The 26,691-nt window shown below is 70.7% G+C and carries 24 protein-coding genes; 21 read left to right on the top strand and 3 right to left on the bottom strand.

The window, feature by feature from the left end; all coding sequences use genetic code 11:
• Positions 1-15: 15 nt before the first annotated feature.
• The 7 genes from cbbX (at position 16) to rpe (ending at position 7,897) form a co-directional block, all read left to right on the top strand.
• Positions 16-954, top strand: coding sequence for a CbbX protein (gene cbbX / locus VMR06_RS16495; protein WP_325378335.1), 939 nt, complete (start codon positions 16-18; stop codon positions 952-954).
• A 58-nt stretch (positions 955-1,012) separates the two neighbouring features.
• Entirely contained in the window at positions 1,013-2,098 is a 1,086-nt protein-coding gene (locus VMR06_RS16490; RefSeq protein WP_325378333.1) for a class 1 fructose-bisphosphatase, read from the top strand.
• Positions 2,098-2,973 carry a phosphoribulokinase gene (locus VMR06_RS16485; RefSeq protein WP_325378331.1) on the top strand — a complete coding sequence of 292 codons (876 nt, stop codon included), beginning with the start codon at positions 2,098-2,100 and terminating at the stop codon, positions 2,971-2,973. Before VMR06_RS16490 ends, VMR06_RS16485 begins: the two co-directional genes overlap by 1 nt.
• Positions 2,970-5,012 (top strand): transketolase, encoded by a 2,043-nt coding sequence (gene tkt / locus VMR06_RS16480; RefSeq protein ID WP_325378329.1) that lies wholly within the window; start codon positions 2,970-2,972, stop codon positions 5,010-5,012. The genes VMR06_RS16485 and tkt overlap by 4 nt, the downstream gene beginning before the upstream one ends.
• A gap of 206 nt (positions 5,013-5,218) precedes the next feature.
• Positions 5,219-5,920 (top strand): phosphoglycolate phosphatase, encoded by a 702-nt coding sequence (gph, locus tag VMR06_RS16475; RefSeq protein ID WP_325378327.1) that lies wholly within the window; start codon positions 5,219-5,221, stop codon positions 5,918-5,920.
• A gap of 39 nt (positions 5,921-5,959) precedes the next feature.
• The gene (gene fba, locus VMR06_RS16470; RefSeq protein WP_325378325.1) at positions 5,960-7,030 is read left to right on the top strand and encodes a class II fructose-bisphosphate aldolase; all 1,071 of its coding nucleotides are present in this window, start codon (positions 5,960-5,962) and stop codon (positions 7,028-7,030) included.
• A 162-nt stretch (positions 7,031-7,192) separates the two neighbouring features.
• Positions 7,193-7,897 (top strand): ribulose-phosphate 3-epimerase, encoded by a 705-nt coding sequence (rpe, locus tag VMR06_RS16465; RefSeq protein WP_325378323.1) that lies wholly within the window; start codon positions 7,193-7,195, stop codon positions 7,895-7,897.
• 109 nt (positions 7,898-8,006) lie between these two features.
• Here the strand turns inward: rpe and VMR06_RS16460 are convergent, their stop codons facing one another.
• Positions 8,007-8,906 (bottom strand): hypothetical protein, encoded by a 900-nt coding sequence (locus VMR06_RS16460; protein WP_325378321.1) that lies wholly within the window; start codon positions 8,904-8,906, stop codon positions 8,007-8,009.
• Between the two features lie 337 nt (positions 8,907-9,243).
• Here VMR06_RS16460 and VMR06_RS16455 point away from each other — a divergent pair, with 337 nt between their 5' ends.
• From VMR06_RS16455 to VMR06_RS16430, 6 genes are all read left to right on the top strand, one after another.
• Positions 9,244-9,642: a hypothetical protein gene (locus tag VMR06_RS16455; RefSeq protein WP_325378319.1), complete on the top strand. Its 399-nt coding sequence runs from the start codon at positions 9,244-9,246 to the stop codon at positions 9,640-9,642.
• A gap of 346 nt (positions 9,643-9,988) precedes the next feature.
• Positions 9,989-10,543 carry an ECF-type sigma factor gene (locus VMR06_RS16450; RefSeq protein WP_325378317.1) on the top strand — a complete coding sequence of 185 codons (555 nt, stop codon included), beginning with the start codon at positions 9,989-9,991 and terminating at the stop codon, positions 10,541-10,543.
• Between the two features lie 226 nt (positions 10,544-10,769).
• Positions 10,770-11,222 carry a hypothetical protein gene (locus tag VMR06_RS16445; RefSeq protein WP_325378315.1) on the top strand — a complete coding sequence of 151 codons (453 nt, stop codon included), beginning with the start codon at positions 10,770-10,772 and terminating at the stop codon, positions 11,220-11,222.
• 108 nt (positions 11,223-11,330) lie between these two features.
• Positions 11,331-11,489 carry a hypothetical protein gene (locus VMR06_RS16440; protein ID WP_325378313.1) on the top strand — a complete coding sequence of 53 codons (159 nt, stop codon included), beginning with the start codon at positions 11,331-11,333 and terminating at the stop codon, positions 11,487-11,489.
• Positions 11,490-11,594: 105 nt separating this feature from the next.
• Positions 11,595-13,073 (top strand): hypothetical protein, encoded by a 1,479-nt coding sequence (locus VMR06_RS16435; protein WP_325378311.1) that lies wholly within the window; start codon positions 11,595-11,597, stop codon positions 13,071-13,073.
• Positions 13,074-13,209: 136 nt separating this feature from the next.
• Positions 13,210-14,223, top strand: coding sequence for a vWA domain-containing protein (locus VMR06_RS16430; protein ID WP_325378309.1), 1,014 nt, complete (start codon positions 13,210-13,212; stop codon positions 14,221-14,223).
• A 181-nt stretch (positions 14,224-14,404) separates the two neighbouring features.
• Here the strand turns inward: VMR06_RS16430 and VMR06_RS16425 are convergent, their stop codons facing one another.
• Together VMR06_RS16425 and VMR06_RS16420 are read right to left on the bottom strand one after the other, a co-directional pair.
• Positions 14,405-16,876 carry an acyl-CoA dehydrogenase gene (locus VMR06_RS16425; protein WP_325378307.1) on the bottom strand — a complete coding sequence of 824 codons (2,472 nt, stop codon included), beginning with the start codon at positions 16,874-16,876 and terminating at the stop codon, positions 14,405-14,407.
• 16 nt (positions 16,877-16,892) lie between these two features.
• On the bottom strand, positions 16,893-17,813 hold the full coding sequence (locus VMR06_RS16420) for an alpha/beta hydrolase (protein WP_325378305.1): 921 nt from the start codon (positions 17,811-17,813) through the stop codon (positions 16,893-16,895).
• Between the two features lie 126 nt (positions 17,814-17,939).
• Here VMR06_RS16420 and VMR06_RS16415 point away from each other — a divergent pair, with 126 nt between their 5' ends.
• The 8 genes from VMR06_RS16415 (at position 17,940) to VMR06_RS16380 (ending at position 26,674) form a co-directional block, all read left to right on the top strand.
• Positions 17,940-18,551 (top strand): TetR/AcrR family transcriptional regulator, encoded by a 612-nt coding sequence (locus VMR06_RS16415; RefSeq protein ID WP_414648165.1) that lies wholly within the window; start codon positions 17,940-17,942, stop codon positions 18,549-18,551.
• Between the two features lie 148 nt (positions 18,552-18,699).
• The gene (locus tag VMR06_RS16410) at positions 18,700-20,481 is read left to right on the top strand and encodes a phosphoenolpyruvate carboxykinase (GTP) (RefSeq protein WP_325378302.1); all 1,782 of its coding nucleotides are present in this window, start codon (positions 18,700-18,702) and stop codon (positions 20,479-20,481) included.
• Between the two features lie 314 nt (positions 20,482-20,795).
• Positions 20,796-21,359 carry an RNA polymerase sigma factor gene (locus VMR06_RS16405; protein ID WP_414648164.1) on the top strand — a complete coding sequence of 188 codons (564 nt, stop codon included), beginning with the start codon at positions 20,796-20,798 and terminating at the stop codon, positions 21,357-21,359.
• Positions 21,352-21,807, top strand: coding sequence for a hypothetical protein (locus tag VMR06_RS16400; RefSeq protein WP_325378300.1), 456 nt, complete (start codon positions 21,352-21,354; stop codon positions 21,805-21,807). The genes VMR06_RS16405 and VMR06_RS16400 overlap by 8 nt, the downstream gene beginning before the upstream one ends.
• A gap of 20 nt (positions 21,808-21,827) precedes the next feature.
• A complete protein-coding gene (locus VMR06_RS16395; protein WP_325378298.1) occupies positions 21,828-22,745 on the top strand; it encodes a DUF4097 family beta strand repeat-containing protein in 918 nt (305 codons plus the stop codon).
• A gap of 116 nt (positions 22,746-22,861) precedes the next feature.
• Positions 22,862-24,466, top strand: a complete 1,605-nt coding sequence (locus VMR06_RS16390) for a peptide chain release factor 3 (RefSeq protein WP_325378295.1) — start codon at positions 22,862-22,864, stop codon at positions 24,464-24,466.
• Positions 24,467-24,470: 4 nt separating this feature from the next.
• Positions 24,471-25,721, top strand: a complete 1,251-nt coding sequence (locus VMR06_RS16385) for a JmjC domain-containing protein (RefSeq protein WP_414648163.1) — start codon at positions 24,471-24,473, stop codon at positions 25,719-25,721.
• Entirely contained in the window at positions 25,718-26,674 is a 957-nt protein-coding gene (locus tag VMR06_RS16380; protein WP_325378293.1) for a GNAT family N-acetyltransferase, read from the top strand. The genes VMR06_RS16385 and VMR06_RS16380 overlap by 4 nt, the downstream gene beginning before the upstream one ends.
• Positions 26,675-26,691 lie beyond the last annotated feature (17 nt).

Below are 26,691 nucleotides of genomic sequence, written 5' to 3'. Positions count from 1 at the left end.
CGACGGAGACCCGCCATGAATGCGCAGCCGATCGACACGCCCGCAGCCGCGACGACCTCGCTGTCCCGGCTCTACGCCGAATCGGGCATGGCCGAGGTGCTGGCCCAGCTCGACGAGGAGCTGGTCGGCCTGGTGCCGGTCAAGACGCGCATCCGCGAGATCGCCTCGCTGCTGATCGTCGAGAAGGCGCGGCGCAACCTCGGCCTCACCGCCGGGGCGCCGAGCCTGCACATGTGCTTCACCGGCAATCCCGGCACCGGCAAGACCACGGTCGCGCTGCGCATGGCCGACATCCTGCATCGCCTGGGCTACGTCCGAAAGAACCATCTGGTCTCGGTGACGCGCGACGATCTGGTCGGCCAGTACATCGGCCACACCGCGCCCAAGACCAAGGAGGTGCTCAAGCGCGCGATGGGCGGCGTGTTGTTCATCGACGAGGCCTACTACCTGTACCGTCCCGAGAACGAACGCGACTACGGCCAGGAGGCGATCGAGATCCTGTTGCAGATCATGGAGAACCAGCGCGAGGACCTGGTCGTGATCCTGGCCGGCTACAAGACGCGCATGGACACGTTCTTCCAGAGCAATCCCGGCATGGCCTCGCGGATCGCGCACCACATCGACTTCCCCGACTACGACGCCGACGAGCTGCTCGCGATCGCCGAGCGGATGACCGCCCGGCTCGACTATCGCCTCGACGTCGGCGCACGCGAGGCGCTGCGCGAGTACATCGCGCTGCGCGTCGCGCGGCCGCATTTCGCCAATGCGCGCTCGATCCGCAACGCGCTCGACCGGGCCCGGCTGCGCCAGGCCGGGCGCCTGTTCGAGGCCGCACTGGCCGCGGGCACCGATACGGAACCGACCGCCGAGCAGCTGACGACGATCGACGCGGCCGATATCCGGGCCAGCCGCCTGTTCACCGAACGGCCCGCAGAGGCCGAATCCGCTCATTGAACCGCGCGGCGGCCGCACCGGCACGCCGACCACGAGTCGTCATCGGGAGGGAGATGCGATGTTCTACCAACGTCCCACGCTGTCGAAGTTCCTGATCGAACACCTGCGCGACACCCCGGACGGCTCGGATCTGTCGGCACTGCTGATCGATGTCGCCGCGGCGGTCAAGACGATCGCCGCGGTGGTCGCCAAGGGCCAGCTGCATTTCCGCGGCACGGCGGCACCGGACCGCGCGACGACCAATGTGCACGGCGAGGTGCAGAAGCCGCTCGACGTGCTGACCCACGAGATCGTGATCGGTCACTGCGAATGGGGCGGCCTGGTCGCCGGCATGGTCTCCGAAGAGCTCGAGGCGCCGTACGAGATTCCGGACGGGCTGCGCCGCGGGCGCCATCTGCTGGTATTCGATCCGCTCGACGGCTCGTCGAACATCGACGTCAACGTCTCGGTCGGCACGATCTTCTCGGTGCTGCGCCACGAGCGCGAGGACGCGCCGAGCGCGCGCGACTACCTGCAAGCGGGCCATCGCCAGATCGCCGCCGGCTACGCGATCTATGGACCGACGACGATGCTGGTGCTGACTGCCGGACGCGGCACGCACGGCTTCACGCTGGACCGCGAGATCGGCAACTTCATCCTCACCCACCCGGACCTGCGCATTCCCGAGACGACCAGCGAGTTCGCGATCAACAGCTCCAACGAGCGCTTCTGGGAGCCGCCGGTGCAGCGCTACGTCGGCGAGTGCAAGGAAGGCCGCAGCGGCATCCGCGAGCGCGACTTCAACATGCGCTGGATCGCCTCGATGGTCGCCGAGGTGCATCGCATCCTGATGCGCGGCGGCGTTTTCCTTTACCCGCGCGACACCAAGGACCCGCGCAAGCCCGGCCGGCTGCGCCTGCTCTACGAGGCCAATCCGATGTCGATGCTGATCGAGCAGGCCGGCGGCCGCGGCAGTACCGGACGCGGTCCGCTGCTCGACGTGGAGCCCGAATCGATCCACCAGCGCATTCCGGTCGTGCTCGGCACCCGCGAGGAGGTCGAGCGCATCGAGCGCTACCACCGCGAGCATGAGGACGGCACCGATCGCCCGTTCGTCTCGCCGCTGTTCAACGAGCGCTCGCTGTTCCGGCCGGAGGCGCTGTGATGTCGGTCAAGCATCCGATCGTCGCGGTGACCGGCTCTTCCGGTGCCGGCACCACCACGGTGCTGCAGAGCTTCCAGCACATCTTCCGGCGCGAGGGCCTCAACGCGCAGATCGTCGAGGGCGACGCGTTCCACCGCTACGACCGCCACGCGATGCGCCAGGCGATGAAGGAGGCCGAAGCGGACGGCAACCGCCACTTCAGCCACTTCGGTCCGTACTCGAACCTGTTCGAGGAACTCGAGGCGCTGTTCGCCGACTACGGCGCGACCGGCGGCGGCCGCACGCGCAAGTATCTGCACGACGACGCCGAGGCGGCGCCGTACGGCCAGCCGCCCGGCACGTTCACCGGCTGGGAGGACGTGCGGCCCGGCACCGATCTGCTGTTCTACGAAGGCCTGCACGGCGCGGTCAAGACCGAGTCGGTCGACATCGCGCGCCATCCGGACCTGCTGGTCGGCGTGGTGCCGATCATCAACCTGGAATGGATCCAGAAGCTGCACCGCGACCAGCGCCAGCGCGGCTATTCGCAGGAGGCCGTCGTCGACACGATCCTGCGGCGCATGCCCGACTACATCAACCACATCATTCCGCAGTTCACTCATACGCACGTGAACTTCCAGCGCGTGCCGACCGTGGACACGTCCAATCCGTTCATCGCGCGCGACATCCCGACGCCGGACGAGAGCTTCGTGGTGATCCGCTTCGCACGGCCCAAGGGTATCGACTTCCCGTACCTGCTGAATATGCTGCACGACTCGTTCATGAGCCGGCCCAATAGCATCGTCGTGCCCGGCGGCAAGATGGGCCTGGCGATGCAGATCATCTTCACGCCGATGATCCTGCAGCTGATGGACCGCAAGCGGAGGGCGCAATGAACGCTGAGCGCCGTCCGTCCGACGCCGCGCCCGCGCCGACGCCGCGCGAGCGCGCCAATGCGATCCGTCTGCTCGCGATCGATGCCGTGCAGCAGGCCGGATCCGGCCATCCCGGCGCGCCGATGGGCATGGCCGACATCGCCGAGGTGCTGTGGGGCCGTCATCTGCGCCACAACCCGTCCAATCCGGCCTGGGTCGACCGCGATCGCTTCGTGCTGTCGAACGGCCACGGCTCGATGCTGCTCTACGCACTGCTGCACCTCACCGGCTACGACCTGCCGGTCGATGCGCTCCGGCGCTTCCGCCAGCTGCACAGCGCGACACCGGGGCATCCGGAAGTCGGCGAGACGCCGGGCGTGGAGACCACGACCGGCCCGCTCGGCCAGGGCATGGCCAATGCGGTCGGCATGGCGCTGGCCGAGCGGCTGCTGGCGGCCGAGTTCAATCGCGGACCGCATGCGATCGTCGACCATCACACCTACGTCTTCGTCGGCGACGGCTGCCTGATGGAAGGCCTCTCGCACGAGGCGGCGTCGCTGGCCGGCACGCTCAGGCTGGGCAAGCTGATCGTGTTCTACGACGCCAACGGCATCTCGATCGACGGCGAGGTCCACGGCTGGTTCACCGACGATACGCCGCGCCGCTTCGGCGCCTACGGCTGGCACGTGATCGACGCGGTCGACGGCCACGACGCGGCCGCGGTCGAGCGCGCCGTCCTCGCTGCGCGCGCGAACACCGACCGCCCGACACTGATCGTCTGCCGCACCGTGATCGGCTACGGCAGTCCGAACAGGGCCGGCACCGAGAGCGTGCACGGCGCGCCGCTCGGCGCGGCCGAAGTCGCCGCGACGCGCGAGGCGCTCGGCTGGACCGCGCCACCGTTCGAGGTTCCCGAGGCGATCGCGCAGGCCTGGGACGCGCGCGCGACCGGCGCGGCGCTCGAGCGCGCCTGGCGCGAGCGCTTTGCGGCCTATGAACGCGACCATCCGGTGCTGGCCGAGACGTTCCGGCGCCGTACCGGCATGGACGGCCATGCGCTGCTGCCGGCCGACTGGATCGGCCGCGCCCATGCGCTGCTCGGCGAGGACCTGGGCGATGCGTCGGTGGCGACGCGCAAGGCCAGCCAGGAGGCGATCGGCCGGCTCGCGCCGCTGCTGCCCGAGCTGCTCGGCGGCTCGGCCGACCTGACCGGATCGAACCTCACGAACTGGGCCGGCTGCCGCGACGTCACGGCGGCGCAGCCCGGCAACTACCTGCACTACGGCGTCCGCGAGTTCGGCATGGCCGCCGCGATGAACGGCATCGCGCTGCACGGCGGCTACCTGCCGTTCGGCGGCACCTTCCTGGTGTTCTCCGATTACGCGCGCAATGCGATCCGCATGGCCGCGCTGATGCGCCAGCGCGTGATCCACGTGCTGACGCACGACTCGATCGGCGTCGGCGAGGACGGGCCGACGCACCAGCCGGTCGAGCACGCGGCGAGCCTACGCCTGATCCCGAACCTCGACGTGTGGCGGCCCTGCGACCGCGCCGAGACCCTGGCCGCCTGGATCAGCGCGGTCGAGCGCATCGGCCACGACGCCGGACCGAGCGCGCTGCTGCTGTCGCGGCAGAACCTGCCGGCGCAGGTGTTCGATCCGCAACTGCGCCTGCGCGTGCGCCGCGGCGGCTACGTGCTGCGCGACGCGCGCGACGCGCGCGCCGTCGTCATTGCGACTGGATCGGAAGTCTCGCTGGCGACCGAGGCTGCCTTGGCACTGGCCGCCGAGGGCATCGCGGTGCGCGTGGTCTCGATGCCGTGCACGGCGTTGTTCGACCGCCAGCCGCGCGCGTACCGCGACACCGTGCTGCCACCGGGTCTGCCGCGCGTCGCGGTCGAGGCCGGCGTCGGCGACTACTGGCGCAAGTACGTCGGCCTCGACGGCGCGGTCGTCGGCCTCGACCGCTTCGGCGCCTCGGCGCCGGCGAGCGAGCTGTATCGCGCGTTCGGCCTGACCGTGGACGCCGTGCAGCAGGCCGTGCTCGAGGTGCTGCGATGAGCGCGTCCCGCCCGCGCATCCGGCAGCGGCGAGCGCCGGCGATCGTTGCGTCCGGACGCGTGCATGCCGCGCTCGCCGAGGGGAAGGGCCGGCCGGTCCGCCGCGCACGACGTCGGACATCGCCGCGCCGCGCCCGCCGGCCCTTCCCCTCGGCGAGTGCCTGGTGTACGCATGCGATCCACCCCGCCCCCTTCCGGAGATCCTGCGTGACGACACCTCTCGACCGACCGATCCGCGGCGTGCTGTTCGACCTGGACGGCACCCTGGTCGATTCGCTGGCCGACATCCACGCCGCGGTCGCCATGACGCTGGCCGAACTCGGCCTGCCGGTACCGGACGCGGCCACCGTGCGCGGCTACATCGGTCACGGCGTGCGTACCCTGCTCGAACGCGCGCTGACCGGCGCGCTCGGCCATGCGCCGGACGCCGCGTTGACGCTGCGCGCCGAAGCCGTATTCGATCCGCACTACGCCGCGCAGAACGGCCGGACCGCGCGGCTGTATCCGGGCGTGCGCGAGGGCCTGGCCGCATTCGCCGCGCGTGGACTGCCGATGGCGGTCGTCACCAACAAGCCGCAGCGCTTCAGCGAAGCGCTACTCGCGAGGCTCGGCGTCGCCGGCCGCTTCGCGACCGTCATCGGCGGCGACGTCGCGGCCCGGCGCAAGCCGCATGCCGATCCGCTGCTGCTGGCCTGTGCGCGGATCGGCGTGGCGCCGGCCGAAGCACTGATGATCGGCGACTCGGCGATCGACGCGGCGGCGGCGGATGCCGCCGGTACCGCGCTGATCCTGGTCGGCTACGGCTACCACCACGAGGCGCCGCTCGACCCGGCCACCTGCATCGTCGATCGGATCGATGCGATTGCCGCCTTGCTCGACGGTCCCGCGCCACGTACCGGCACGGGCTGAACCCTTCTTCCACCTACGCTCCCCGGGAGGGAATGCGTCATGGCGCTGATCGCACTGAGGCAACTGCTCGACCACGCGGCCGAACACGACTACGGCGTGCCGGCGTTCAACATCAACAATCTCGAACAGATCAACGCGATCATGCAGGCGGCCGATGCCTGCGACTCGCCGGTGATCCTGCAGGCCTCGGCCGGCGCGCGCAAATACGCCGGCGAGCCGATGCTGCGGCGAATGGTCGAGGGCGCGGTCGAGATGTATCCGCACGTTCCCATCGTGCTGCATCAGGACCACGGCGCGAGCCCGGCGGTGTGCCAGGCCTCGATCCGCAGCGGCTTCACCAGCGTAATGATGGACGGTTCGCTGCTCGAGGACATGAAGACGCCGTCGGACTACGACTACAACGTGGCGGTCACGCGCCGCGTCGTCGAGATGGCGCATGCGATCGGCGTGTCGGTCGAGGGCGAGCTCGGCTGTCTCGGCTCGCTCGAGACCGGCCAGGCCGGCGAGGAAGACGGCGTCGGCGCCGAGGGCACGCTCGATCACGCGCAGATGCTGACCGACCCGGACCAGGCGGCCGATTTCGTCGCGCGCACCGGCGTCGACGCGCTCGCGATCGCGATCGGCACCTCGCACGGCGCCTACAAGTTCACGCGCCCGCCGACCGGCGAGACGCTGGCGATGGAACAGTTGAAGCGCATCCATGCGCGGCTGCCGAACACGCATCTGGTCATGCACGGCTCGAGCTCGGTACCGCAGGACTGGCTCGAGGTGATCCGCGCCCATGGCGGGCACATCAAGGAAACCTACGGCGTGCCGGTCGAGGAGATCGTGCGCGGCATCCGCCACGGCGTACGCAAGGTCAACATCGACACCGACATCCGCCTGGCGATGACCGGCGCGATGCGCAAGCTGATGGCCGAGCGACCTGAGGAATTCGATCCGCGCGCGTTCCTGAAGGTCGCCACGGCGGCGGCGGCGGATCTGTGCCGGCAACGCTTCGAGGCCTTCGGCAGCGCCGGCCAGGCCGGCCGCATCAAGCCGGTACCGCTCGAGACACTCGCGCGCCGCTATCGCGACGCCGAGAGCGCGCCGCGGGCGCGTGCGGCCTGACGGACCGTCGAGCACTCCTGCAAGCGCGATCCCGACGATGGATCGCCTGCGGATCGACGGCGCAGGCGGTCGACCCGCAGATCAGGTGTCACCGCCCGCCATGACCGTGCCGGCCGAAGCACCGCAGGAAACCCCTTCCTTCCTCTGATGGAGCATCCCGCCATGCTGTCCCCGGTCATCGCCCCGTCGATCCTGTCCGCGGACTTCGCGCGGCTCGGCGAAGAAGTCTCGCGCGTTCTCGCCGACGGCGCGGACTGGATCCACTTCGACGTCATGGACAATCACTACGTGCCGAACCTGACGATCGGCCCGCAGGTCTGCGCGGCGATCGAGCCGTACGCGCGGCGCGACGGTGCACCGGCACCGATCGACGTGCATCTGATGGTCGAGCCGGTCGACGCCCTGGTGCCGCTGTTCGCGAAGGCCGGCGCGACCGGGATCTCGTTCCACCCGGAAGCCTCGCGTCACGTGCACCGCACGATCGCGCTGATCCGCGATCACGGCTGCAGCCCCGGCCTGGTGCTGAATCCGGCGACACCGGCCGAGTGGATCGACGAGGTGCTCGGCGATCTGGACCTGGTGCTGCTGATGTCGGTCAATCCGGGCTTCGGCGGCCAGGCCTTCATCCCGCAGACGCTCGCGAAGATCCGACGCGTGCGCGAACGGCTGGACCGCCACGCCGCCGAGACGGGCCGTCTGGTTCGCCTCGAGGTCGACGGCGGCGTCAACGCCGACAACATCGCATCGATCGCGGCGGCTGGTGCCGATACCTTCGTCGCCGGGTCGGCGGTGTTCGGTCAGCGCGACACCGATGGCGGCTACCGTGGCGCGTTGGAGGCCTTGCGATCGGCGGCTAGGCCGAGCTGATCGGCGTCACTGGCAGAATCGAATCGTTCGCGCGACAACCGGACGCCCGCCGCGGGCGAGCCGGCGCGGGACGGCCACAATGGGTCCGCCCCACGCGCGGCATGCCGCGTTACGGGCAGGTGTTGCTGGTCATCGGTACGCCGCTGCCGGTGAAGGATCCCGCCCGTGTCTGGGCATAGCATCCGGACGTGGCCACGGTACCGGTGTTGAAGTTGCTGTCGAGCAGGATGCCCGCCGCCACGTCGACAGCGCCGTTGCCCTCGGAGAGCACGTTCCGGATCACACCGGCGATATTCATGCCCTCGGAATTGTTGTCCCGCGTCAGCAGCTGATCCACGATACCCGAACCGTAGAAGCCGGTCTGTCCATTGGCCCGCGTGATCACCCGCGACGCGATGTTGTACGGCGACGCCACCACGCCGTAGCCGTCGTTCCAGCTCGCCGAGACCGATTCCAGGTGCGCGTGACCGTCAGTCTGGATGCCGGTGCCGGCGTTATACGACGCATCCACGCGAATGAATCGGTTGCCGTCGCCGAAAGCGGAAATGCCGATGCCGCGATTGCCGATCACGCGCAGATCCTCGAATACCCCGTACATCGCCTCGGTGGGGCTCCCGACGTTCAACGAGATGCCTCCGCCGGGACCGTTGTAGACCACGCCATTCTTGATCGTGATGTTGCGGCCGGTCGCACTGATCAGGACGGGCGAAGCCGTGCTGGCGCAGGTGCTTCCATATCCGGTCGTCGTGTCGGGACTGCAAGGCGGGATCAGAAGGCTCTGCGAGACAGTGAAGCCGTTGAGGTCCAGCGTGACATTGTTGGCAGTGATGACGATCGCGCTCGATGTTGCGGGAGCCAGCATATTCGCGGTCAGGCGATACGAGCCGGACGTCGTGATCGCGAAGGGCCAGCTGCCGGGTGGAGAAACCGGCGTCTGCGCGAACGCCGCGGTCGCGAACGCGCAGGTGCCGAAAGAGATGCAAGCGAGCTTGATGAAGAGACGCTTCATGGCATACCCCTATTGGACGTCCCGACAATGGGACGATCCGACGATCACAAGTGGCCCTCGCGCACTGTGTGACGAGCCGCGCACTTGATCGCAGTTCGGAAATTTCCTACATCGATCGACGGAAATTTCCTACACGGCCGCGACGACTCAACGCCGCGGCGCGGCGTGCAGGCTTCCAGTCGGGTGCCAGGAGACGTTGGTGGCGGACGCCATCGCATGGCGCCGACGCAATCGACTCTTCAGCGGACATCTGCCGTCGCCGCGCACAGCATCGAGTCGCCTCGCCCGCTGGCATCGGAAATGCATTTGTGGACCTCAGCGCGCAAGACGAACCGGCATGCACACCACCAACGACAAGGCGACGATCACGTTCTGGAACAAGCTGGTCGGCGAGATCCGATCACGCGGCAGCGGCCCGATCGAGCTGCGCACGGCCAACGGACCGGTCATCGGGCGGCTCAAGGTCGACCAGCTGCCGCAGCTGCTGCCGGTCGACGGCAGCTTCTGCCGGGCGCCGGTCATCCACGTGATCGTGTCGCCGCATGAGACGCAAATTGTCAACTTCTCGACAATTCTCGGCATCGCGCCGCCGCCGCGTCCGGATCCGGTCGGTCCGCGCAACCGCGAGCGGCCGGCAGCGCCGATGGCAGCGGAGCCGGAGCCGCCTGCGGTGATCGACGAGGACGACGAGGATACCGGCGAACGTCCGCCGCAGATGCGCGACCGCGCTGCCTGACCGATCCGCGCCGGCTCATCGCCGGACGGCGATCCCGACCCGATAGCCGATATCGGGGGCTGGCTGCGATCGGCGCGACGCCCCGCACCGCGGACGGTCGCGCCCCACGTCGAGGCGCCGTCGCGACCACCGATCGTCGAGCCGGCGCCGGCCTCGGCAGGCCCGGGCCCGTTTCGCGACGCGCGCCCAGAGCCGCGGCGAATGCCGACGCGTTCACAGGACCGGCGTGCGGGCGTCGACGATCCGGCCGCGAGCGGCCTCGCAGACGCAGGCGGCGCTTTCGTTTACGGTAGGCGGCCGCATGCGATGGCGCGCCGAGCCCGCGATCCGTGAACGACCGAATGCGATGACCGACGACCCGACCGACGCCTGCACCGCCGCGGCGGTGACCGACACCGCACGCCGTCTGGCGCCGCTGCTGCTCGACGGCCTGCGCAAGCGCGCTCGCCACGAGCGCCTGCGCGTGCGTGCCGGCGAGACGCTGCGCACGACCGCGCTGGTGCACGAGGCCTACCTGCGCCTGCATCGCAGTGCCGGCTGGTACGACGAGACGCACTTCCTGCGCGCGGCAGCACTGGCGATGCGCCAGGCCCTGGTCGACCATGCACGGCACAAGCTCGCCGCCAAGCGCGGCGGCGGCGAGGTCGAAGCGCTCGAGGAGCTGCCGGCCGAACCGTTCTGGCAGAGCGACGAGCGCCTGCTGGCCCTCGACGAGGCGCTGGACCGGCTCGATGCGCTCAATCCGCGGCTGGCACGGATCATCGAATGCCGATTCTTCGCCGGCTATTCCGAGGTCGAGACCGCACGGGTGCTCGGCGTCACCGACCGCACGGTCCGGCGCGACTGGCTCAAGGCGAAAGCCTGGTTGTATCACGCGCTGGGAGAACCGGGCGCGTCCTGACCGCGGAGGCCTGGTCGCGCAGGCGCGCGGCGATGGTGCCAGCCGCGCGCGGCGCCGGCGAGCGCATGCGGCGTGCGGCCCGCGATCAGCCGGTACGGCGCCGCCTCCAACGCGCAGACGTCGGTCGCCGCCGAGAACGGCAGGCGGCCCCTTGCCCGGGCCCCGGCACCGTCCAGCGACAGCGTGTGACCGGCACCGGCCTGCGGATCAGGCGGGCGATGCCGGGATGCTCGAGCAGCGCGACGATCCGGCGCCGTGCGCCAAGCGGGCCCGGGCGTCGGCGCCGGCATCGACGGCCGGCTTGAGCACTGCACGCTGCGCGAACTGGCTGTCAGCCCGCTCGACCTCACAGACCTCGCCCATGCCGCTGCGGCCGATCGCGCACTACGCGCCAGGGACGGCGTGCGCGCCGTCCTGCAGCATGGCGGACTGCGGCCCGGGCGCCGGCCGGAGCGGATCGAGGAAGCCGTCGGCGGCCGGCATCGTCTCGATCAGACGCCGCACCGCGGCGATCACGCCGGCGGATTCGGCCTGTGCATCCAGCCAGGCCCGGCACTGGGACTTCGGGCTGCTCCCAGGCGGCATCGAACAGCGCCTCGATCCGCTCCCGCGCCGCCGCTGCCGCCTCGCCATCGCCATCGCCCTCGCCGTTCGATCGGCTCGATCGGCTCGATCGTGAAAGATGGCCCGACATCCGCCGGCTCGCAAACCGGCCGCGCCGCGATGTCCGGATCGGACGGTCTTTTCCGTAGAGGTCCGCCACGTCCGCTGCTCCGATCGAGTCCCCATGCGCATCCTCCGTATCGCCGCCCTTCTCGTGCTGCCGGCCCTGCTCGGCGGCTGCTCCGATGCGCCGCCGGCGCCCGGCCCCTCGTTCGCCGACGAGGCCGAGCACAACAGGACGGCCGCCGTCGCACTCGCCCGAGAACTGCTGGCGCGGCTCTGACGCCCGCCGACTGCCCCCGAAGCCCGTTCGATCGCCATTTCACCGGAGACACCGATGCCACTGCTGCACCCTCGCGAAAACCCATTTACGAATCGGCCGACCCGCATGTGGCTTTGCCGACCCGCCGCGCCCGCACGCCGCGTCGGCCCTCTGATCGCGGCGCTGCTGTCGCTCGCAGCCGGCGCGGCCCCCGCCGCGACCTTTCTGGTCGATTCCACCGCCGACGGCGGCAGCGGCAGCCTGAGAGCGGCGATCGCGGCCGCCAACGCCAATCCCGCGGCGCCGCACCGCATCGAGTTCTCGCTGGCGCCGGACAGCACGATCACGCTGACCGCGCCGCTGCCGACCACCAGCGCCGCGTTGACGATTGACGGCGGCGCCGTTCCGGGTCTCGTCATCGACGGTGCCGGCGCGGTGCGGCCGTTCACGGCCGGTTTCGGCGTCTCGCTGGGTCTGCGCGCGCTGACCGTGCGCAACGGCCTGGCACCGGACGGACTGGGTGGCTGCGTGAGGACCGATGCCACCCTGGTGCTCGAACAGGTCGTGCTGGAGCGCTGCGTCGCCAGTAGCAGCAGTGTCAGTCCGGCCCGCGGTGGTGCGCTCTGGGTCGGCGGCCTCCTGCTGATGACGGCCTCTACGATCGTCGACAGCCAGGCCGTCAACAGCACCGGTGTCGCCGTCGGCGGCGCGGCCCACGTCAACGGCTCTGCCACGATCGAGCGGTCGACGTTCCGCGGCAATCTCGCCTCGAGCACGACGGTCGCCGTCGGCGGCGCGCTCAATGCCGGCAGCCTGTCGATGACGCGCAGTCAGTTCATCGGCAACCGGTCCGAGAACCCTGCGATACCGGAGGCGGCCTATGCGGGCGCCGTGCGCACCTCCACCGACGGGACCAGCACGATCCGGCAATCGCTGTTCTTCGACAACACGGCCGCGCAGGGCGCGGCCATCGAGGTCAAGCCGCTCAGCGCCGGCGCGACCGTGACGCTGACGCTCAGCAACGTCACCCTGGCCGGCAACCACGGCGGCCCGGCGCTCGCGCTGACCGACGCGGTGGCGCAGCTGAAGAACAACAGCTTCTGGAAGAACGCCTCGCGCGAAACGCTGCCGGCGCATCTGGCGATCGAGGGTCCGGGCATGCGCTTTACGGCCGCGTCGAACAACCTGTTCGCACCGACCGCCGATGCCCGCCTGGCCTGCGCCGCGACCAACGTACCGGCGGACCTCTCCGGCACGCAGTACAACCTGTTCGCGGACCTGAGCTGCGACTTCATCTTCCAGAGCAGCTTCTACGCGCCGGACATCGGCCCGTTCATCCGCGGACTGCGCCGGACCGGCAGCACCTACCACGACATCGCGGTCGTCGATTTCTTCGCCGGCGCCCGCGCCGTCGATGGCGGCCAGGATGCGATCGCGCCTGGCGCCGACTCGCCATTCGCCTGCACCGCCGGCGACGCGCGCGACGAGGACCGCCCGGTCGACGGCGACGCCGACGGCGTCGACCGCTGCGACATCGGCGCGCTCGAACTCCAGCACGAGGCGCCGCTGTTCGCCGACGATCTGGAGGTCATCCTGCTGCGCTGAGCGTCCGGGCGCGCAGCCATTGGGCGGCGCCCGGCGGGCCAGCACCGTCGGCGCGGCGCTGCCGACGGCCGCGAGGGCTGTCCGGATCCACGGCCGTTTTGCGTAGGAGCGCCCATCTTCGTCGCAGGAGCCCTCCATGACCGCCTTTGCCGCCTTCCCGCTCGCCCTGCTGCTGTCGGCCTCCGTCCCGGCCGCGACCGGACAGCCCGCCGCCGTGCTGGTGCTCGACGCATCCGGATCGATGTGGGGCCGCATCGGCGACCGGACCAAGATCGAGATCGCGCGCGAGGCGGTCTCGACGATGCTCGATCGATGGGACGGCGAGACCGAGGTCGGCCTGATCGCCTACGGCCATCGCCGCAAGGGCGACTGCGACGACATCGAACTGCTGCAGCCGCCCGGTCCGCTCGATGCCGCGGCGCTGCGCGCGCGTATCGACGCCGTGCAGCCCAAGGGCATGACGCCGATCGCCGAGTCGGTGCGCCGGGCGGCGGCCGCGCTGCGCTCCACCGAGCGCAAGGCGACGGTGATCCTGGTCAGCGACGGCGAGGAGACCTGCGGCGCCGATCCGTGCGCGCTCGGCGCCGAGCTCGAGGCCGGCGGCGTGGACTTCACCGCGCACGTGATCGGCTTCGATCTCGACGCGCGCGGTCCGGCGCGCGAGCAGCTGGCCTGCCTGGCACGCGCGACCGGCGGGCTGTTCCTCGACGCGGCCGATGCGGCGCAACTGGACAGCGCCTTGCGTCAGGCTGCCGCCGCGGCGGTCGATTCGACACCGCCCGCCACCACCGCGTGCGGCCGTTTCGTCGGCGGCGAACCCTACGCGGAAGGCCTGCAGACCTGGCCGAGCGGCGGCACCGCAGGGAACCTCGAGGAGGCCGACCGACAGCTGTTCGACAGCGTCGAACTGGCAGCCGACGCGAACCCGCGGCAATGCCAGGCCCTGTGCGACCAGGAAGCGCGCTGCGCGGCCTGGTGGTTCGAGCCGATCGGCAGCAATTTCCGCACCCTGCCGGTCTGCTTCCGCTGGGATGCCGCCGTCGCGCTGACGACGCCGCGGCCGGGCCACGAGGGCACCGCGATGGGCATCAAGCCCGGCCATGCGCTGATCGAGATCGAGGCCGGCGCGGCCTGCGCGCCGGCCGAATGAGCCGCACGCCTCGAGCCGGCTTCGGTCATCGCCTGCGATTCGCGAGTCGAGCGCCGGGCCGCGCTCGCCACGCGACCGGCGCCTGACGCGCAATGGTTAGGCCAGCCGCCACCGTCTCGGCGCAGGCCGCCACGCGAAACGCGCGAGCCGGCCATGCAGCGGCCGGCTCGCGCCCGGCCCGTCAGGCCACCGAACGCAAGGCGCGCGGATCTTCCTTGCGCGCGCCGGCGGCCAGATCGGCCGGGTCGAAGTCGTCGACCGAGATGAACTCGAAGCTCGCCACGCGCACGCGCTCGAGCAATGCGCGCTCGGCGGCGTCGATCACGCCGCGCGCCTCGGCGTCGGCGACCTGCGCGGCGAAATCCAGGCCGCTCACCTCGCCGGCCTTGAGCGCCTTGAGGAACTTGCGCTCGACCGGCTCGGCCGCGATGACCTCCGGCAGCAGCGCGTTCATGCGGCCGATCGTGTTGTTCGGCGTCGGCGACAGATAGGTCCATTCGAGCAGGCGCGTGCGCGCTTCGTTCGGCGCGGTCAGCAGCGCGGCGACGCGGCGGCCGAGCCGGTCGGACGGTGGCACCTCGCGGCGGCCGAGCGGGAACACCAGCACGCGCAGCAGCCAGGCTACCGGCCGCACCGGGAAATTGCGCAGCACGCCGTCGAGCGCCATCTGCATGCGCCATACGCACTCGTGGAACGCCCAGGCCAGGAACGGGCGGTCGGCGACCGGACGGCCCTGGTCCTCGTAGCGCTTGAGCAGGCTCGAGGCGATATACAGGTACGACAGCACGTCGCCGAGGCGGCCGGACAGCTTCTCCTTGAACTTGAGCTTGCCGCCGAGCACCAGCATCGAGGTGTCGGCGACCAGCGCCAGCGCGGCCGAGTAGCGGTTGAGCTTGCGGTAGAACCGACGCGTATAGGCATCGCCCGGTACCGAGCCGATGTGCGCATGGGTCAGGCCGAGCACGAAGCTGCGCGCAGCGTTCGAGAAGCCGAAGCCGATGTGCTGGAACAGCACGTGGTCGAACGCGCGCAGGCGCTCGCCGTAGTCCGGCAGCGCGGCGGCCTGCATTTCCTTGAGCACGTACGGATGGCAGCGGATCGCGCCCTGGCCGAAGATCATCAGGCAGCGCGTCATGATGTTGGCGCCTTCGACCGTGATCGCGATCGGCACGCTCTGGTAGCCGCGGCCGAGGTAGTTCTTCGGGCCGAGGATCACGCCCTTGCCGCCATGCACGTCCATCGCGTCGGCCGAGATCGCGCGCGCCCATTCGGTCGCGTGGTACTTGGCGATCGCCGAGGGCACCGCCGGCTTCTCGCCGCGATCGACCGCGGCAGCGGTCGCACGCGACAGCGCGGTCATCGCATAGGTGTAGCCGCCGATCCGCGCGAGCGCTTCCTCGACGCCCTCGAAACGGCCGATCGCCAGACCGAACTGCTTGCGGATGCGCGCATAGGCGCCGGTCGCGGCCGCCGCGGCGCGGCCGGCTCCGCTGGAATTGGACGGCAGCGAGATCGCGCGGCCGACCGACAGGCACTCGACCAGCATGCGCCAGCCCTGCCCGGCCATCTCCGGGCCGCCGATCAGCTGCGCCAGCGGCACGAACAGATCCTTGCCGCGCACCGGACCGTTCTGGAACGGAATGTTCAGCGGGAAATGGCGGCGGCCGATCTCCAGGCCGCGCGTATCGCGCGGAATCAGCGCGAGCGTGATGCCGAGGTCCTTCTCGTCGCCGAGCAGGCCGTCCGGGTCGACCATGCGGAACGCCAGACCGACCAGGGTCGCGACCGGCGCCAGCGTGATGTAGCGCTTGTCGAACGTCAGCCGCACGCCGAGCACGTTGGCGCCGTTCCACTCGCCCTTGCAGACCACGCCATAGTCCGGCAGCGAGGTCGCATCGGAGCCGGCGTAGGGACCGGTCAGCGCGAAGCACGGGATCTCGCGGCCGTCGGCCAGGCGCGGCAGGTAGTAGTCCTTCTGCTCGGGGGTGCCGTAGTGCAGCAGCAGCTCGCCGGGGCCGAGCGAGTTGGGCACCGCCACCGTCGAGGCCAGCGTCGCCGACATGCTCGATAGCTTCTGCAGCACCGCCGAATGCGCCAGCGCCGAGAAGCCCAGGCCGCCGTAGGCCTTCGGGATGATCATGCCGAAGAACTTGTGCTTCTTGACGAATTCCCAGATCTCCGGCGGCAGGTCGGCCAGCTCGTGGGTGATCTGCCAGTCGTCGACCATCGCGCAGAGCTGCTCGACCGGGCCGTCCATGAAGGCCTGCTCCTCGGTCGTCAGCTCCGGCTTCGGCTGGCCGAGCAGTTGCGCCCAGTCCGGCATGCCGGTGAACAGCTCGCCCTCGAAACCGACCGTACCGGCTTCCAGAGCGGTCTGCTCGGTGTCCGACAGCTGCGGCAGCACCTTGCTGAAGACCGACAGCAGCGGCGCGCTAATCTTCCTGCGGCGCAGATCCGGCAGGTTCAGCGGCAGCGCGATCGCCGCGAACACGATCAGGGTCAGCGCGGTCGCCAGCCAGTGCGCGCCGCCGAGCCAGCCGGCGGCGAGGATCGAGACCGCGGTGACCGCGGTCCACACGCGCAGCGACACGCGCAGGTAGGCCGCGGTGATGGATACCAGCAGCGCGGCGATCAGAGGAAGCAGGTGGATCATCGGGGACTCCTCGGCATTAGCCTCGAACCGGACGGGAGGACGGCGCGCCGTCCGGCCGGATCGGCTCCGGCGGCGGCCTCGACGGCAGCGTATTCAGGAACTCTTCCACATGACGCGTGAATCGATCGTTGCGATCGCCGACGACCATGTGCGTGGCGTCGGCCACCGAGACGTGCCGCGCATGCGGCACCAGGGCGAGGAACTCGCCGATCGTCTCGGCCGAGACGACATCGCTGGCACCGCCGCTGACCAGCAGGGTCGGCACACGGATCCGGCGCGCCGCCGCGAACAGGCGCGGCTGGTAGCGCTCGCCCTCGCCGGCGACCGGCCCGAGCATGCGCGGATCCCAGTGCCAGCGCAAACGGCCGTCGGCACCGGCGATCAGCAAGTCGCGCAGGCGTTCCGGCGAACGCCGCTCGCCGCGCTGCGGCAGATACGCGGCGATCGCCGCGGCCGCGGCGTCGAGGTCGGCGAAGCCGTCCGGATGCGCCTGCATGAACGCCAGGATCCGCGCGACACCGGCCGGCTCCCAGCGCGGCGTGATGTCGACCAGCACCAGGGCCGAGAACAGCGGCGCCTGCTCGCCCTCGACGAGCAGGCCGAGCAGGCCGCCCATCGAGGCGCCGACCAGGACCGGTGCCGTGGCGCAGCCGCGCGCGACCGTCAGCAGATCGTCGGCGAACGCCTCGAGGTGGTACTCGCCGTCGGCCGGTCGGCCGCTGCGGCCGTGACCGCGCGCGTCGAAGGCGATGCAGTGCCGCCCCGCGGCCGCGAGCCGGGCCGCGCTGGCGCGCCAGGCCAGGCCGGTCTGGCCGAAACCATGCGCGAACAGCACCGGTGGCGCGTCCGGCGCACCGTAGCGCTCGGCGGCCAGGCGCACGCCGTCGCGCGCAATGAATGCGCAGGCGGCCGGCTCGGGCAGGTCGGGAGAGTCCATACGCAAAAGTATGGAACGCTGCACACCGCTTTTCAATACGCGCACGTATGGTGCGTTGCGGCAATCCGATCAACCGCTTGCGCCCCACGACGGACCGTGCGGCTCTAGGCGCAGGCAACCGCCCTGGTGCACACTGCGCCGATGTCAGTCCCCTCCGAAAAAGCCGTCGGCAGCGAAAACCGCAGCCGACTCTCCGCCGCCGACTGGGAGCGCGCCGCGCTCGACGCGATCGCCGAATACGGCCTGGCCGGCATCGCCGTCGAACCGCTGGCACGCCGCCTCGGCGTCACCAAAGGCAGCTTCTACTGGCATTTCCCGACGCGCGAGGCGCTGCTGAAGGCCGCGCTGGAAAGCTGGGAGCGCCAGGACGAGGAGGAGATCTTCGCCCCGCTCGCCTCGATCGCCGAGCCGCGCGCTCGCTTGCGCGAGCTGTTCGGCCGCATCGCCCACGAGCTGCCGTCGCACGTGATCTTCGCGGCGCTGCTCAAGGCGCTCGATCATCCGCTCGTGCAGCCGGTGATCGAGCGCGTCTCGCAGCGGCGCCTGGACTTCCTGACCGTGGCCTATCGTCAGGCCGGCCTCGACGAGGTCGCCGCGGCGCTGCGCGCCCGGCTGGCGTATACCGCCTACGCGGGGTTCCTGCAGCTGGCGCGCGCCGGCCTGCCGCGGCTCAGCCACGAGGAATTCGAGCGTTACATGGAGCATGTCATGCAGACCCTGCTGCCGGCGCCGAACTGAGCCGAATGCAGCGGTTTCGCGCGGTTTTTCCGCGTGATCGCATTGCTTCGCTGCAACATCTTATTTCCTTGCAATGGCCTGGTGGCGCCGCTAACGTCGGTTGCACCTTCTTATTGCCGAGTGTGCCTCGCGCGCACCTGAGGAACGCATGTCCAGTACGCTGGAAGCCCTGAACCGATGGGTGGACGACGTTGCGCGTCTGACCCGCCCCGACGCGATTCACTGGTGCGACGGATCGGATGCCGAAAACCGGATGCTGACCGATCGGATGCTCGAGCGCGGCGACCTGCTGCCGCTCAACGCGCAGACCCACCCGGGCTGCCATCTGCATCGCTCGCATCCGTCCGACGTCGCGCGCGTCGAGCACCTGACCCTGGTCTGCACGCGCGAGCGCGAGGATGCCGGCCCGAACAACCACTGGATGGCACCAGCCGAGGCGCACGCCAAGATCGACGCGCTGTTCGACGGCTGCATGCAGGGCCGCACGCTCTATGTCGTGCCGTACTGCATGGGCCCGATCGACTCGCCGCTGTCGCGCTGCGGCGTGGAGATCACCGACTCCCCGTACGTGGTCGCCAACATGCGCCTGATGACGCGCATGGGCGCGCCGGCGCTGGCGCGCATCGAGCGCGAGGGCCGCTTCGTCAAGGGCCTGCATTCGACCGGCGATCTCGACCCGGAGCGCCGTTTCATCATGCACTTCCCGGAGGAGCTGACGATCAAGTCGATCGGCTCGGGCTACGGCGGCAACGCGCTGCTCGGCAAGAAGTGCCATGCGCTGCGGATTGCCTCGTGGCAGGCGCGCGAGGAGGGCTGGCTGGCCGAGCACATGCTGATCGTCGGCATCGAGAACCCCGAGGGCGAGCGCCACTACGTCGCCGCCGCGTTCCCGTCGGCCTGCGGCAAGACCAATCTGGCGATGCTGATCCCGCCGGAAGGCTATCGGCGCGACGGCTGGAAGGTCTGGACCATCGGCGACGACATCTGCTGGATGACGCCGGGCGCCGACGGGCGCCTGTGGGCGATCAATCCGGAAGCGGGCTTCTTCGGCGTGGCACCCGGCACCAGCGAGTCGACCAATCCGAATGCGCTGGCGACGATCCAGCGCGACACGATCTTCACCAACGTCGCGGTGACCGCCGACGGCCAACCGTGGTGGGAAGGCCTGCCCGGCCAGCCGGCGATCGACTGGCAGGGCCGGCCGTACGATCCGGCCAACGGCCCGGCCGCGCATCCCAATTCGCGCTTCACGGTCAGCGCGCGCCAGGCGCCGAGCTGGTCGCCGGAGGCCGAGGCCGCCCAGGGTGTGCCGATCTCGGCGATCGTCTTCGGCGGCCGCCGCCCGTCGCTGATCCCGCTGGTGTTCGAGGCGCACGACTGGGCGCACGGCGTGCTGATCGGCGCGGCGATGGGCTCGGAGACGACCGCCGCCGCAACCGGCGCGGTCGGCGTGCTGCGCCGTGACTCGATGGCGATGAAGCCGTTCTGCGGCTACAACTACGGCGACTATTTCGCGCACTGGCTGAGCTTCGACCGGCCCGGCGCGCAATTGCCGAAGATCTTCCACGTCAACTGGTTCCGCAAGGGAGCCGACGGCCGCTTCCTGTGGCCGGGCTACGGCGACAACCTGCGCGTGCTCGAGTGGATCCTCGGCCGCTGCACCGGCCGCAGCGAGGCCAGCGACACGCCGATCGGCTACGTGCCGCGGCCGGGCGACCTGAACCTGGAAGGCCTCGATCTGTCGCGCTCGGCGCTGGCCGACCTGCTCGACGTCGATGCGGCCGCCTGGCTGCCGGAGGTCGAGGCGATCGGCGAATATCTGGCCAGCTTCGGCGCGCGCATGCCGCCGCGCCTGGAAGCCGAACGCCGGCGCATTCTCGACGCGCTCGCGGCTGCCGCGCCGCGGCCGGCGCGCGCGGCGGCAGGCTGAGGGGTTCGACGGGCCGGAACAAGGCGTGCGGCGCCGGCCGCACGCCGCCGCCGCGCGGTGCCGGGCCGGTTCGGGGCTCGGCCGGTCCCGATGATGACGCGGCAACCGGTATAACGCCGAACCCGTGCGAGCATGACGGATCGGGGCCGACGGCGCCCCGGCGAGCACACCTGTACGCAGACGGCGGCAGGACCGCCACATGCCGCCGCACGCGTCCCCGATCGCGGCGCGGCCGCCGCCTCTTCGGCGTGCGACTAAACCCTTCTTGGCGCGACGGCATCTCAAGCGCCATCATGAGCACCGCCTGCCTCGCCATGCCCCTGCCGTCGATGGACGCCTCCCGGAACGAACCCGCGGACGCCGACCTGGTGCGCCGTTCCGTCGCCGGCGACACGCGGGCTTTCGAAACCTTGTACCGCCGCCATGCCGGGCGCGTGCACGGCGCGGTCTGGCGCCTGTCCGGCATGAACGCCGCGCGCGCCGAGGAGCTGACCCAGGAGGCCTTCGTGCGCGCCTGGCAGAAGCTCGACAGCTTCCGCTTCGAGAGCGCGTTCACGACCTGGCTGCACCGCCTGGCCGTCAACGTCGCGTTGATGGAGCTGCGCAGCCGCGATCCGGAAGACGCGCACGAAGCCGACGTGCTCGAGGCGGCCGCCGAACCGGTCCGGCCGTTCTGCGCCGGCGAGCGCGGCGATCTGGAGCAGGCCGTCGCGCGCTTGCCGCCGCGTGCACGCGCGGTGCTGATCCTGCACGATATCGAAGGCTGGAAGCACGAGGAGATCGGCCGCGAACTGGGCATGGCGGTCGGCTCGTCGAAAGCACAACTGCACCGGGCGCGCGGCCTGCTGCGCCGCATGCTGGGAGAACACCATGACTGATTTCGAGATCCAGCGCCGTCTGCGCGATCTGCGCGGACCGGTCGAACCATCGCGCGACCTGTGGCCCGGCATCGCCACGCGGCTGACCGCCGCAGCGGCACCGGCCGTCGCGCCGCCGCGGCGCCGGCTGCCGCTGGCACTGGCCGCCGGCGTGACGCTGACCGCGCTGGCCGGCGTGCTCGCGATCGCACTGCAGCGCCAGCCGGTCGAGCGTCCGCTCGCCGGGACCGATCCGGCCATCCTGCCCGGCGTCGGCCGCGTGCCGCTCGACCAGGTGCCCGGCGGCGATCCGCGCCTGGCCGGCGCGACGCTGGTCATCGACAGCGCCCAGGCGCAGCTCGAAGCGGCGCTGGAGCAGCAGCCGGAGGCCGTGTTCCTGGTCGGCCTGCTCAACCGGACCCATGCCCAGCGCATGAAACTCGAACGCATCGGCGCGCAAGCCGGATGAGCCCCACGAGGACCCCATCGATGAGAACCGCCGCTCTCGCCCTGTCGCTGACCGGAGCCGCCTTACTGACGGTGCCGGCCGCTCCGGCCCTGGCCGCCGCGCGTCCGATCGACCAGACCGTCGCGGTCGACGCCGACGCGCGCATCGACGTGTCCAACATCAAGGGCAGCGTCAGCGTCGTGGTCTGGGATCGCGACGAGGTCGCGATCTCCGGCACGCTCGGCGACGGCAGCAAGGGGCTGACCGTCGAAGGCGGCGGATCGCATCTGACCGTGCGCGTCGAACCGCCCGAGAAGTCCGGCTGGTTCAGCTGGGGCGCCGACTCGCGCATGGGCGAGACCACGCTGCGCCTGTCGGTGCCGCGCCGCGCGGAACTGGAGATCGAAGTCGTCAGCGCCAGCGTCGACGTCGACGGCAGCGCCGGCCGCCGGCTCAGCGTCGAGAGCGTCAGCGGCGCGCTGCGCCTGGCCGGCCAGCCCGGCGAATGCGATCTGAGCAGCGTCAGCGGCCGCATCGAGGTCGGCGGCTGCCGCGAGCGCCTGGACGTGGAGTCGGTATCGGGCAACGTGCGCGTGCGCGACGCCGGCGGCGCGCTCGAGTTCGAGACCGTCTCGGGCGACATCGACGTGGAGACCACGCGCTACCGCACGCTCAGTGCCGGCACCGTGTCCGGCACGATCGCGATCCGCGGCGAACTCGATCCGGACGGACGCGTCGAGATCGAGTCGATGAGCGGCGACGTCGCGCTGCAGATCGGCGCCGACGCCTCGGTCGACCTGCATGCCGAGACCTTCAGCGGCCGCATCCGCAGCGACTTCGGCACAGTCAGGAGCGAGGACCACGGCCCCGGCCGCAGCCTCGACACGAAGATCGGCAGCGGCGCGGCGCGCGTGCGCATCGAGACCTTCAGCGGCGGCATCGCGATCACGCGCCGCTGAACCGTCATGCCGGCGGCGCGAGCGCCGCCGGTCCTGAAGAACCGCCGCGCCTCGCGTAGAATGCGCGCCCCCGGGCCGGCCGGACCCCGCGCCGATCCGCTCTTCAGGGCGTAGCCATGACCGACCACGTCAGCGAAATGCGCCGGCGGCGCACGTTCGCGATCATCTCCCATCCCGACGCGGGCAAGACCACGCTGACCGAGAAGCTGCTGCTGTTCGGCGGCGCAATCCAGATGGCCGGCAGCGTCAAGTCGCGCAAGGCGGCGCGCCACGCGACCTCGGACTGGATGGCGCTCGAGAAGGAGCGCGGCATCTCGGTGACCAGCTCGGTCATGCAGTTCCCGTACGCCGAGCGCATCGTCAACCTGCTCGACACGCCCGGCCACGCCGACTTCTCCGAGGACACCTATCGCGTGCTGACTGCGGTCGACTCGGCGCTGATGGTGATCGACTGCGCCAAGGGCGTGGAGGAGCGCACGATCAAGCTGATGGAGGTGTGCCGGCTGCGCGACACGCCGATCATGACCTTCATCAACAAGCTCGACCGCGAGGGCCGCTCGCCGATCGAGCTGCTCGACGAGGTCGAATCGGTGCTCGGCATCCGCTGCGCGCCGGTGACCTGGCCGATCGGCATGGGCCAGCGCCTCAAGGGCGTCTACCACCTGCTGCTGGACGAGGTGCACATCTTCGAGCCCGGCCGCAATTTCACGCGGCAGGATTCGACGATCTTCCAGGGCCTGGACGCGCCGGGCCTGGCCGAGCGCATCGGCGCCGAGGCCTACCGCGAGCTGCGCGACGAGCTGGAGCTCGTGCTCGGCGCCTCGCATCCGTTCGATCTGGACGCCTACCGGTCCGGTCAGCAGACGCCGGTGTTCTTCGGCTCGGCCGTCAACAACTTCGGCGTGCAGCTGCTGCTCGACTTCTTCGTCGAGCACGCGCCGCCGCCGCAGGCGCGCGCGACGACGACGCGCACCGTGCAGCCCGACGAGGCGAAGCTGTCGGGTTTCGTGTTCAAGATCCAGGCCAACATGGACCCGCAGCATCGCGACCGCGTTGCGTTCATGCGCATCTGCTCGGGCACGTTCAGCGGCGGCATGAAGGCGTTCCACACGCGCACCGGCAAGGACATGAAGCTCGCCAACGCGCTGACGTTCATGGCCTCGGACCGCGAGATCGTCGAGCAGGCGTTCGCCGGCGACGTGATCGGCATCCACAACCACGGCACGATCGCGATCGGCGACACGTTCACCGAGGGCGAGCCGCTCGCGTTCACCGGCATCCCGAACTTCGCGCCGGAGCTGTTCCGCCGCGCGCGGCTCAAGGATCCGCTCAAGATCAAGCAGCTGCAGAAGGGTCTGGCTCAGCTCTCGGAGGAAGGCGCGACCCAGTTCTTCCGGCCGCTGATGTCCAACGACCTGATCCTCGGCGCGGTCGGCGTGCTGCAGTTCGACGTGGTCGCCTACCGCCTGCGCGACGAGTACGGCGTCGAGTCCGCGTTCGAGGCGGTCGGCGTCACCACCGCGCGCTGGATCCACTGCGAGGATCCGAAGAAGCTCGAGGAGTTCCGCGAGCGCAACGCGATGAATCTCGCGCTCGATGCGGCCGGCGAGCTGGTCTATCTGGCACCCTCGCGCGTCAACCTGCAGCTGACGCAGGAGCGCTGGCCGAGCGTGCGCTTCGCGGCGACGCGCGAGCACGCCGCCTCGACGCCGGCGGTCTGACGCGATGAAGACGCCGCGCCGCGCCGCAACCCGCACCCCGCCTCGCACGCACGGCACGGCCGCTGCGCCGCCGATCGAGATCGACGCGCGCCGTCTGCCGCCGCTCGGCATGCCGGCGGCGCGCTTCCTCGCCGACCACTGGCAGCAGCGGCCGCTGCTGATCCGCAACGCATTCGCGGATTTCCGGAGTCCGATCACGCCCGAGGATCTCGCCGGCCTGGCCTGCGAGGAGCTTGCGCTGTCGCGCCTGGTCATGCACGAACGCCGGCGCGATCGCTGGACGCTGCGCAGCGGCCCGTTCGAGGAGACCGATTTCACGTCGCTGCCGGCGGCCGACTGGACGCTGCTGGTGCAGGACGTCGACAAGTGGGACGCCGACGTCGCCGCGCTGCTGGGGCATTTCGATTTCCTGCCGAGCTGGCGCGTCGACGACGTCATGGTCAGCTACGCGGCCGACCGCGGCTCGGTCGGCGCGCACGTCGACCAGTACGACGTGTTCCTGCTGCAGGGCATCGGCCGCCGCCGCTGGCAGATCAGCACCGATCCGGCGGCTTCGCTCGCGTTCCGCGACGATACCGAACTCAAGCTGCTGCAGCGCTTCGAACCCACGCACGAATGGCTGCTCGAGCCGGGCGACATGCTCTATCTGCCGCCCGGCGTGCCGCACCACGGCGTCGCCGAGGGGCCGTGCCTGACGCTGTCGATCGGCATGCGTGCGCCCTCGCGCGCCGAGCTGATCGTCGATCACGCCGAGTTCGTCGCCGAGCGCCTCGCCGAAGCGGACCGCTACCGCGACGCCGGCATGGCGCCGGCGCGCAGGCCCGGCGAGATCGACCCGGCGACGATCGAACGGCTCGCCGGCCTGCTCGGCGGCGCCGCAACCAGCGGACCCGACGGCATCGCCGCCTGGTTCGTCGGCTTCATCACGCGCTACCGCAGCGCGCAGTGGGTGGCGCCGCGACCGCGGCCGCTCGACGACGCAGCGTTCGAGCGGCATCTGGTGCGCGGCGATGCGCTGCTGCGCAATCCGTGGTCGCGCTGCGCCTGGGTGGCCGACGGCCGGCAGACCCTGCTCGGCATCGCCGGCAGCACGCAGCGCTGCTCGCGCGCGTTGGCGCAGCGCCTGTGTGCGCAGGCCGAGCTCGGCGCGGCCGAGGTCCAGCCGCTGAAGCCGGCCGATCGCGCGGTCGTGCTCGCGCTCGTCAACGCCGGCCATTACGCTCTGGTCGGACGCCGCACCCGGAGCCGCCGATGATCGATTCGCGCTTTCGCGTCGAACCTGCCGCCTGGCAGCAGGATCTGGCCGCGTTGCGCGCGGTCCGCGAGGAGGTCTTCATCGTCGAGCAGAACGTACCGGCCGAGGAGGAATGGGATGCGCTCGATCCGCTGTGCTACCACGTGCTCGCACGCGACGAGGCCGACCGACCGATCGGCACCGGCCGGCTGACGCCGGACCGCCACATCGGGCGCATCGCGGTGCTGCGCGAGTGGCGCGGCCGCGGCGTCGGCGCGGCGATCATGCGCGTGCTGATCGAGCGATCGCGCGAGCGCGGCGATCGCGAGGTCGAGCTGCATGCGCAGGACCATGCGATCGCGTTCTACGAATCGCTCGGCTTCGCGGTCGAGGGCGAAGGCTTCCTCGAATGCGAGATTCCGCATCACCGCATGCGGCTGTCGCTGGCGCCGGTCGGGCGCCGCGCCGCGCCGCTGCTCGCCTCGACGCCCGAACCGCGCGCGTACGACTGCATCGAGCGCGGCGATACGCTCGAGGCGATCCGCGACCTGCTCGCCGGCACGCGCCACACGCTCTCGATCCTCACCCGCGACCTCGACCCGCAGCTGCTCGACCAGCCCGACGTGCTCGACGCGATCAAGCGCATCGCGCTGTCCGGACCGCATGCGCGGATCCGCATCGTGATCCAGGACCCGGCCGTGCCGATGGCCGAGGGCCATCGCCTGATCGCACTTGCGCAGCGGCTGTCGAGCGCGATCGCGCTGCGCACGCCGGTCGAGGACATCGACCGCCAGCTGGCGGCTGCATTCGTGCTCAACGACGCGCGCGGCTATCTGTACCGGCCGCTCGCGAGCCGTTACGAAGGCGAAGGCAACCGCTACGCACCGGGCCGCCACGCGCAGCTGACGACGCAGTTCGACGCGCTCTGGGAGCGCAGCGTGCCGGCCGCCGAGCTGCGCCGGCTGTCGCTGTAGGCCGGCATCCGCCACGC

Origin of the sequence: Dokdonella sp. (assembly GCF_035511235.1) — a bacterium.
Classification (GTDB): Bacteria; Pseudomonadota; Gammaproteobacteria; order Xanthomonadales; family Rhodanobacteraceae; genus Dokdonella.
This window is presented reverse-complemented; position numbering and strand designations above follow the sequence as displayed.

What these genes read in the sequence shown, in the direction of transcription:
- cbbX (WP_325378335.1), top strand. Translation starts at nt 16, where the DNA reads ATGAATGCGCAGCCGATCGACACGCCCGCAGCCGCGACGACCTCGCTG.
- VMR06_RS16490 (WP_325378333.1), top strand. Translation starts at nt 1,013, where the DNA reads ATGTTCTACCAACGTCCCACGCTGTCGAAGTTCCTGATCGAACACCTG.
- VMR06_RS16485 (WP_325378331.1), top strand. Translation starts at nt 2,098, where the DNA reads ATGTCGGTCAAGCATCCGATCGTCGCGGTGACCGGCTCTTCCGGTGCC.
- tkt (WP_325378329.1), top strand. Translation starts at nt 2,970, where the DNA reads ATGAACGCTGAGCGCCGTCCGTCCGACGCCGCGCCCGCGCCGACGCCG.
- fba (WP_325378325.1), top strand. Translation starts at nt 5,960, where the DNA reads ATGGCGCTGATCGCACTGAGGCAACTGCTCGACCACGCGGCCGAACAC.
- rpe (WP_325378323.1), top strand. Translation starts at nt 7,193, where the DNA reads ATGCTGTCCCCGGTCATCGCCCCGTCGATCCTGTCCGCGGACTTCGCG.
- VMR06_RS16460 (WP_325378321.1), bottom strand. Translation starts at nt 8,906, where the DNA reads ATGAAGCGTCTCTTCATCAAGCTCGCTTGCATCTCTTTCGGCACCTGC.
- VMR06_RS16455 (WP_325378319.1), top strand. Translation starts at nt 9,244, where the DNA reads ATGCACACCACCAACGACAAGGCGACGATCACGTTCTGGAACAAGCTG.
- VMR06_RS16450 (WP_325378317.1), top strand. Translation starts at nt 9,989, where the DNA reads ATGACCGACGACCCGACCGACGCCTGCACCGCCGCGGCGGTGACCGAC.
- VMR06_RS16445 (WP_325378315.1), top strand. Translation starts at nt 10,770, where the DNA reads ATGCTCGAGCAGCGCGACGATCCGGCGCCGTGCGCCAAGCGGGCCCGG.
- VMR06_RS16440 (WP_325378313.1), top strand. Translation starts at nt 11,331, where the DNA reads ATGCGCATCCTCCGTATCGCCGCCCTTCTCGTGCTGCCGGCCCTGCTC.
- VMR06_RS16435 (WP_325378311.1), top strand. Translation starts at nt 11,595, where the DNA reads ATGTGGCTTTGCCGACCCGCCGCGCCCGCACGCCGCGTCGGCCCTCTG.
- VMR06_RS16430 (WP_325378309.1), top strand. Translation starts at nt 13,210, where the DNA reads ATGACCGCCTTTGCCGCCTTCCCGCTCGCCCTGCTGCTGTCGGCCTCC.
- VMR06_RS16425 (WP_325378307.1), bottom strand. Translation starts at nt 16,876, where the DNA reads ATGATCCACCTGCTTCCTCTGATCGCCGCGCTGCTGGTATCCATCACC.
- VMR06_RS16420 (WP_325378305.1), bottom strand. Translation starts at nt 17,813, where the DNA reads ATGGACTCTCCCGACCTGCCCGAGCCGGCCGCCTGCGCATTCATTGCG.
- VMR06_RS16410 (WP_325378302.1), top strand. Translation starts at nt 18,700, where the DNA reads ATGTCCAGTACGCTGGAAGCCCTGAACCGATGGGTGGACGACGTTGCG.
- VMR06_RS16405 (WP_414648164.1), top strand. Translation starts at nt 20,796, where the DNA reads ATGCCCCTGCCGTCGATGGACGCCTCCCGGAACGAACCCGCGGACGCC.
- VMR06_RS16400 (WP_325378300.1), top strand. Translation starts at nt 21,352, where the DNA reads ATGACTGATTTCGAGATCCAGCGCCGTCTGCGCGATCTGCGCGGACCG.
- VMR06_RS16395 (WP_325378298.1), top strand. Translation starts at nt 21,828, where the DNA reads ATGAGAACCGCCGCTCTCGCCCTGTCGCTGACCGGAGCCGCCTTACTG.
- VMR06_RS16390 (WP_325378295.1), top strand. Translation starts at nt 22,862, where the DNA reads ATGACCGACCACGTCAGCGAAATGCGCCGGCGGCGCACGTTCGCGATC.
- VMR06_RS16385 (WP_414648163.1), top strand. Translation starts at nt 24,471, where the DNA reads ATGAAGACGCCGCGCCGCGCCGCAACCCGCACCCCGCCTCGCACGCAC.
- VMR06_RS16380 (WP_325378293.1), top strand. Translation starts at nt 25,718, where the DNA reads ATGATCGATTCGCGCTTTCGCGTCGAACCTGCCGCCTGGCAGCAGGAT.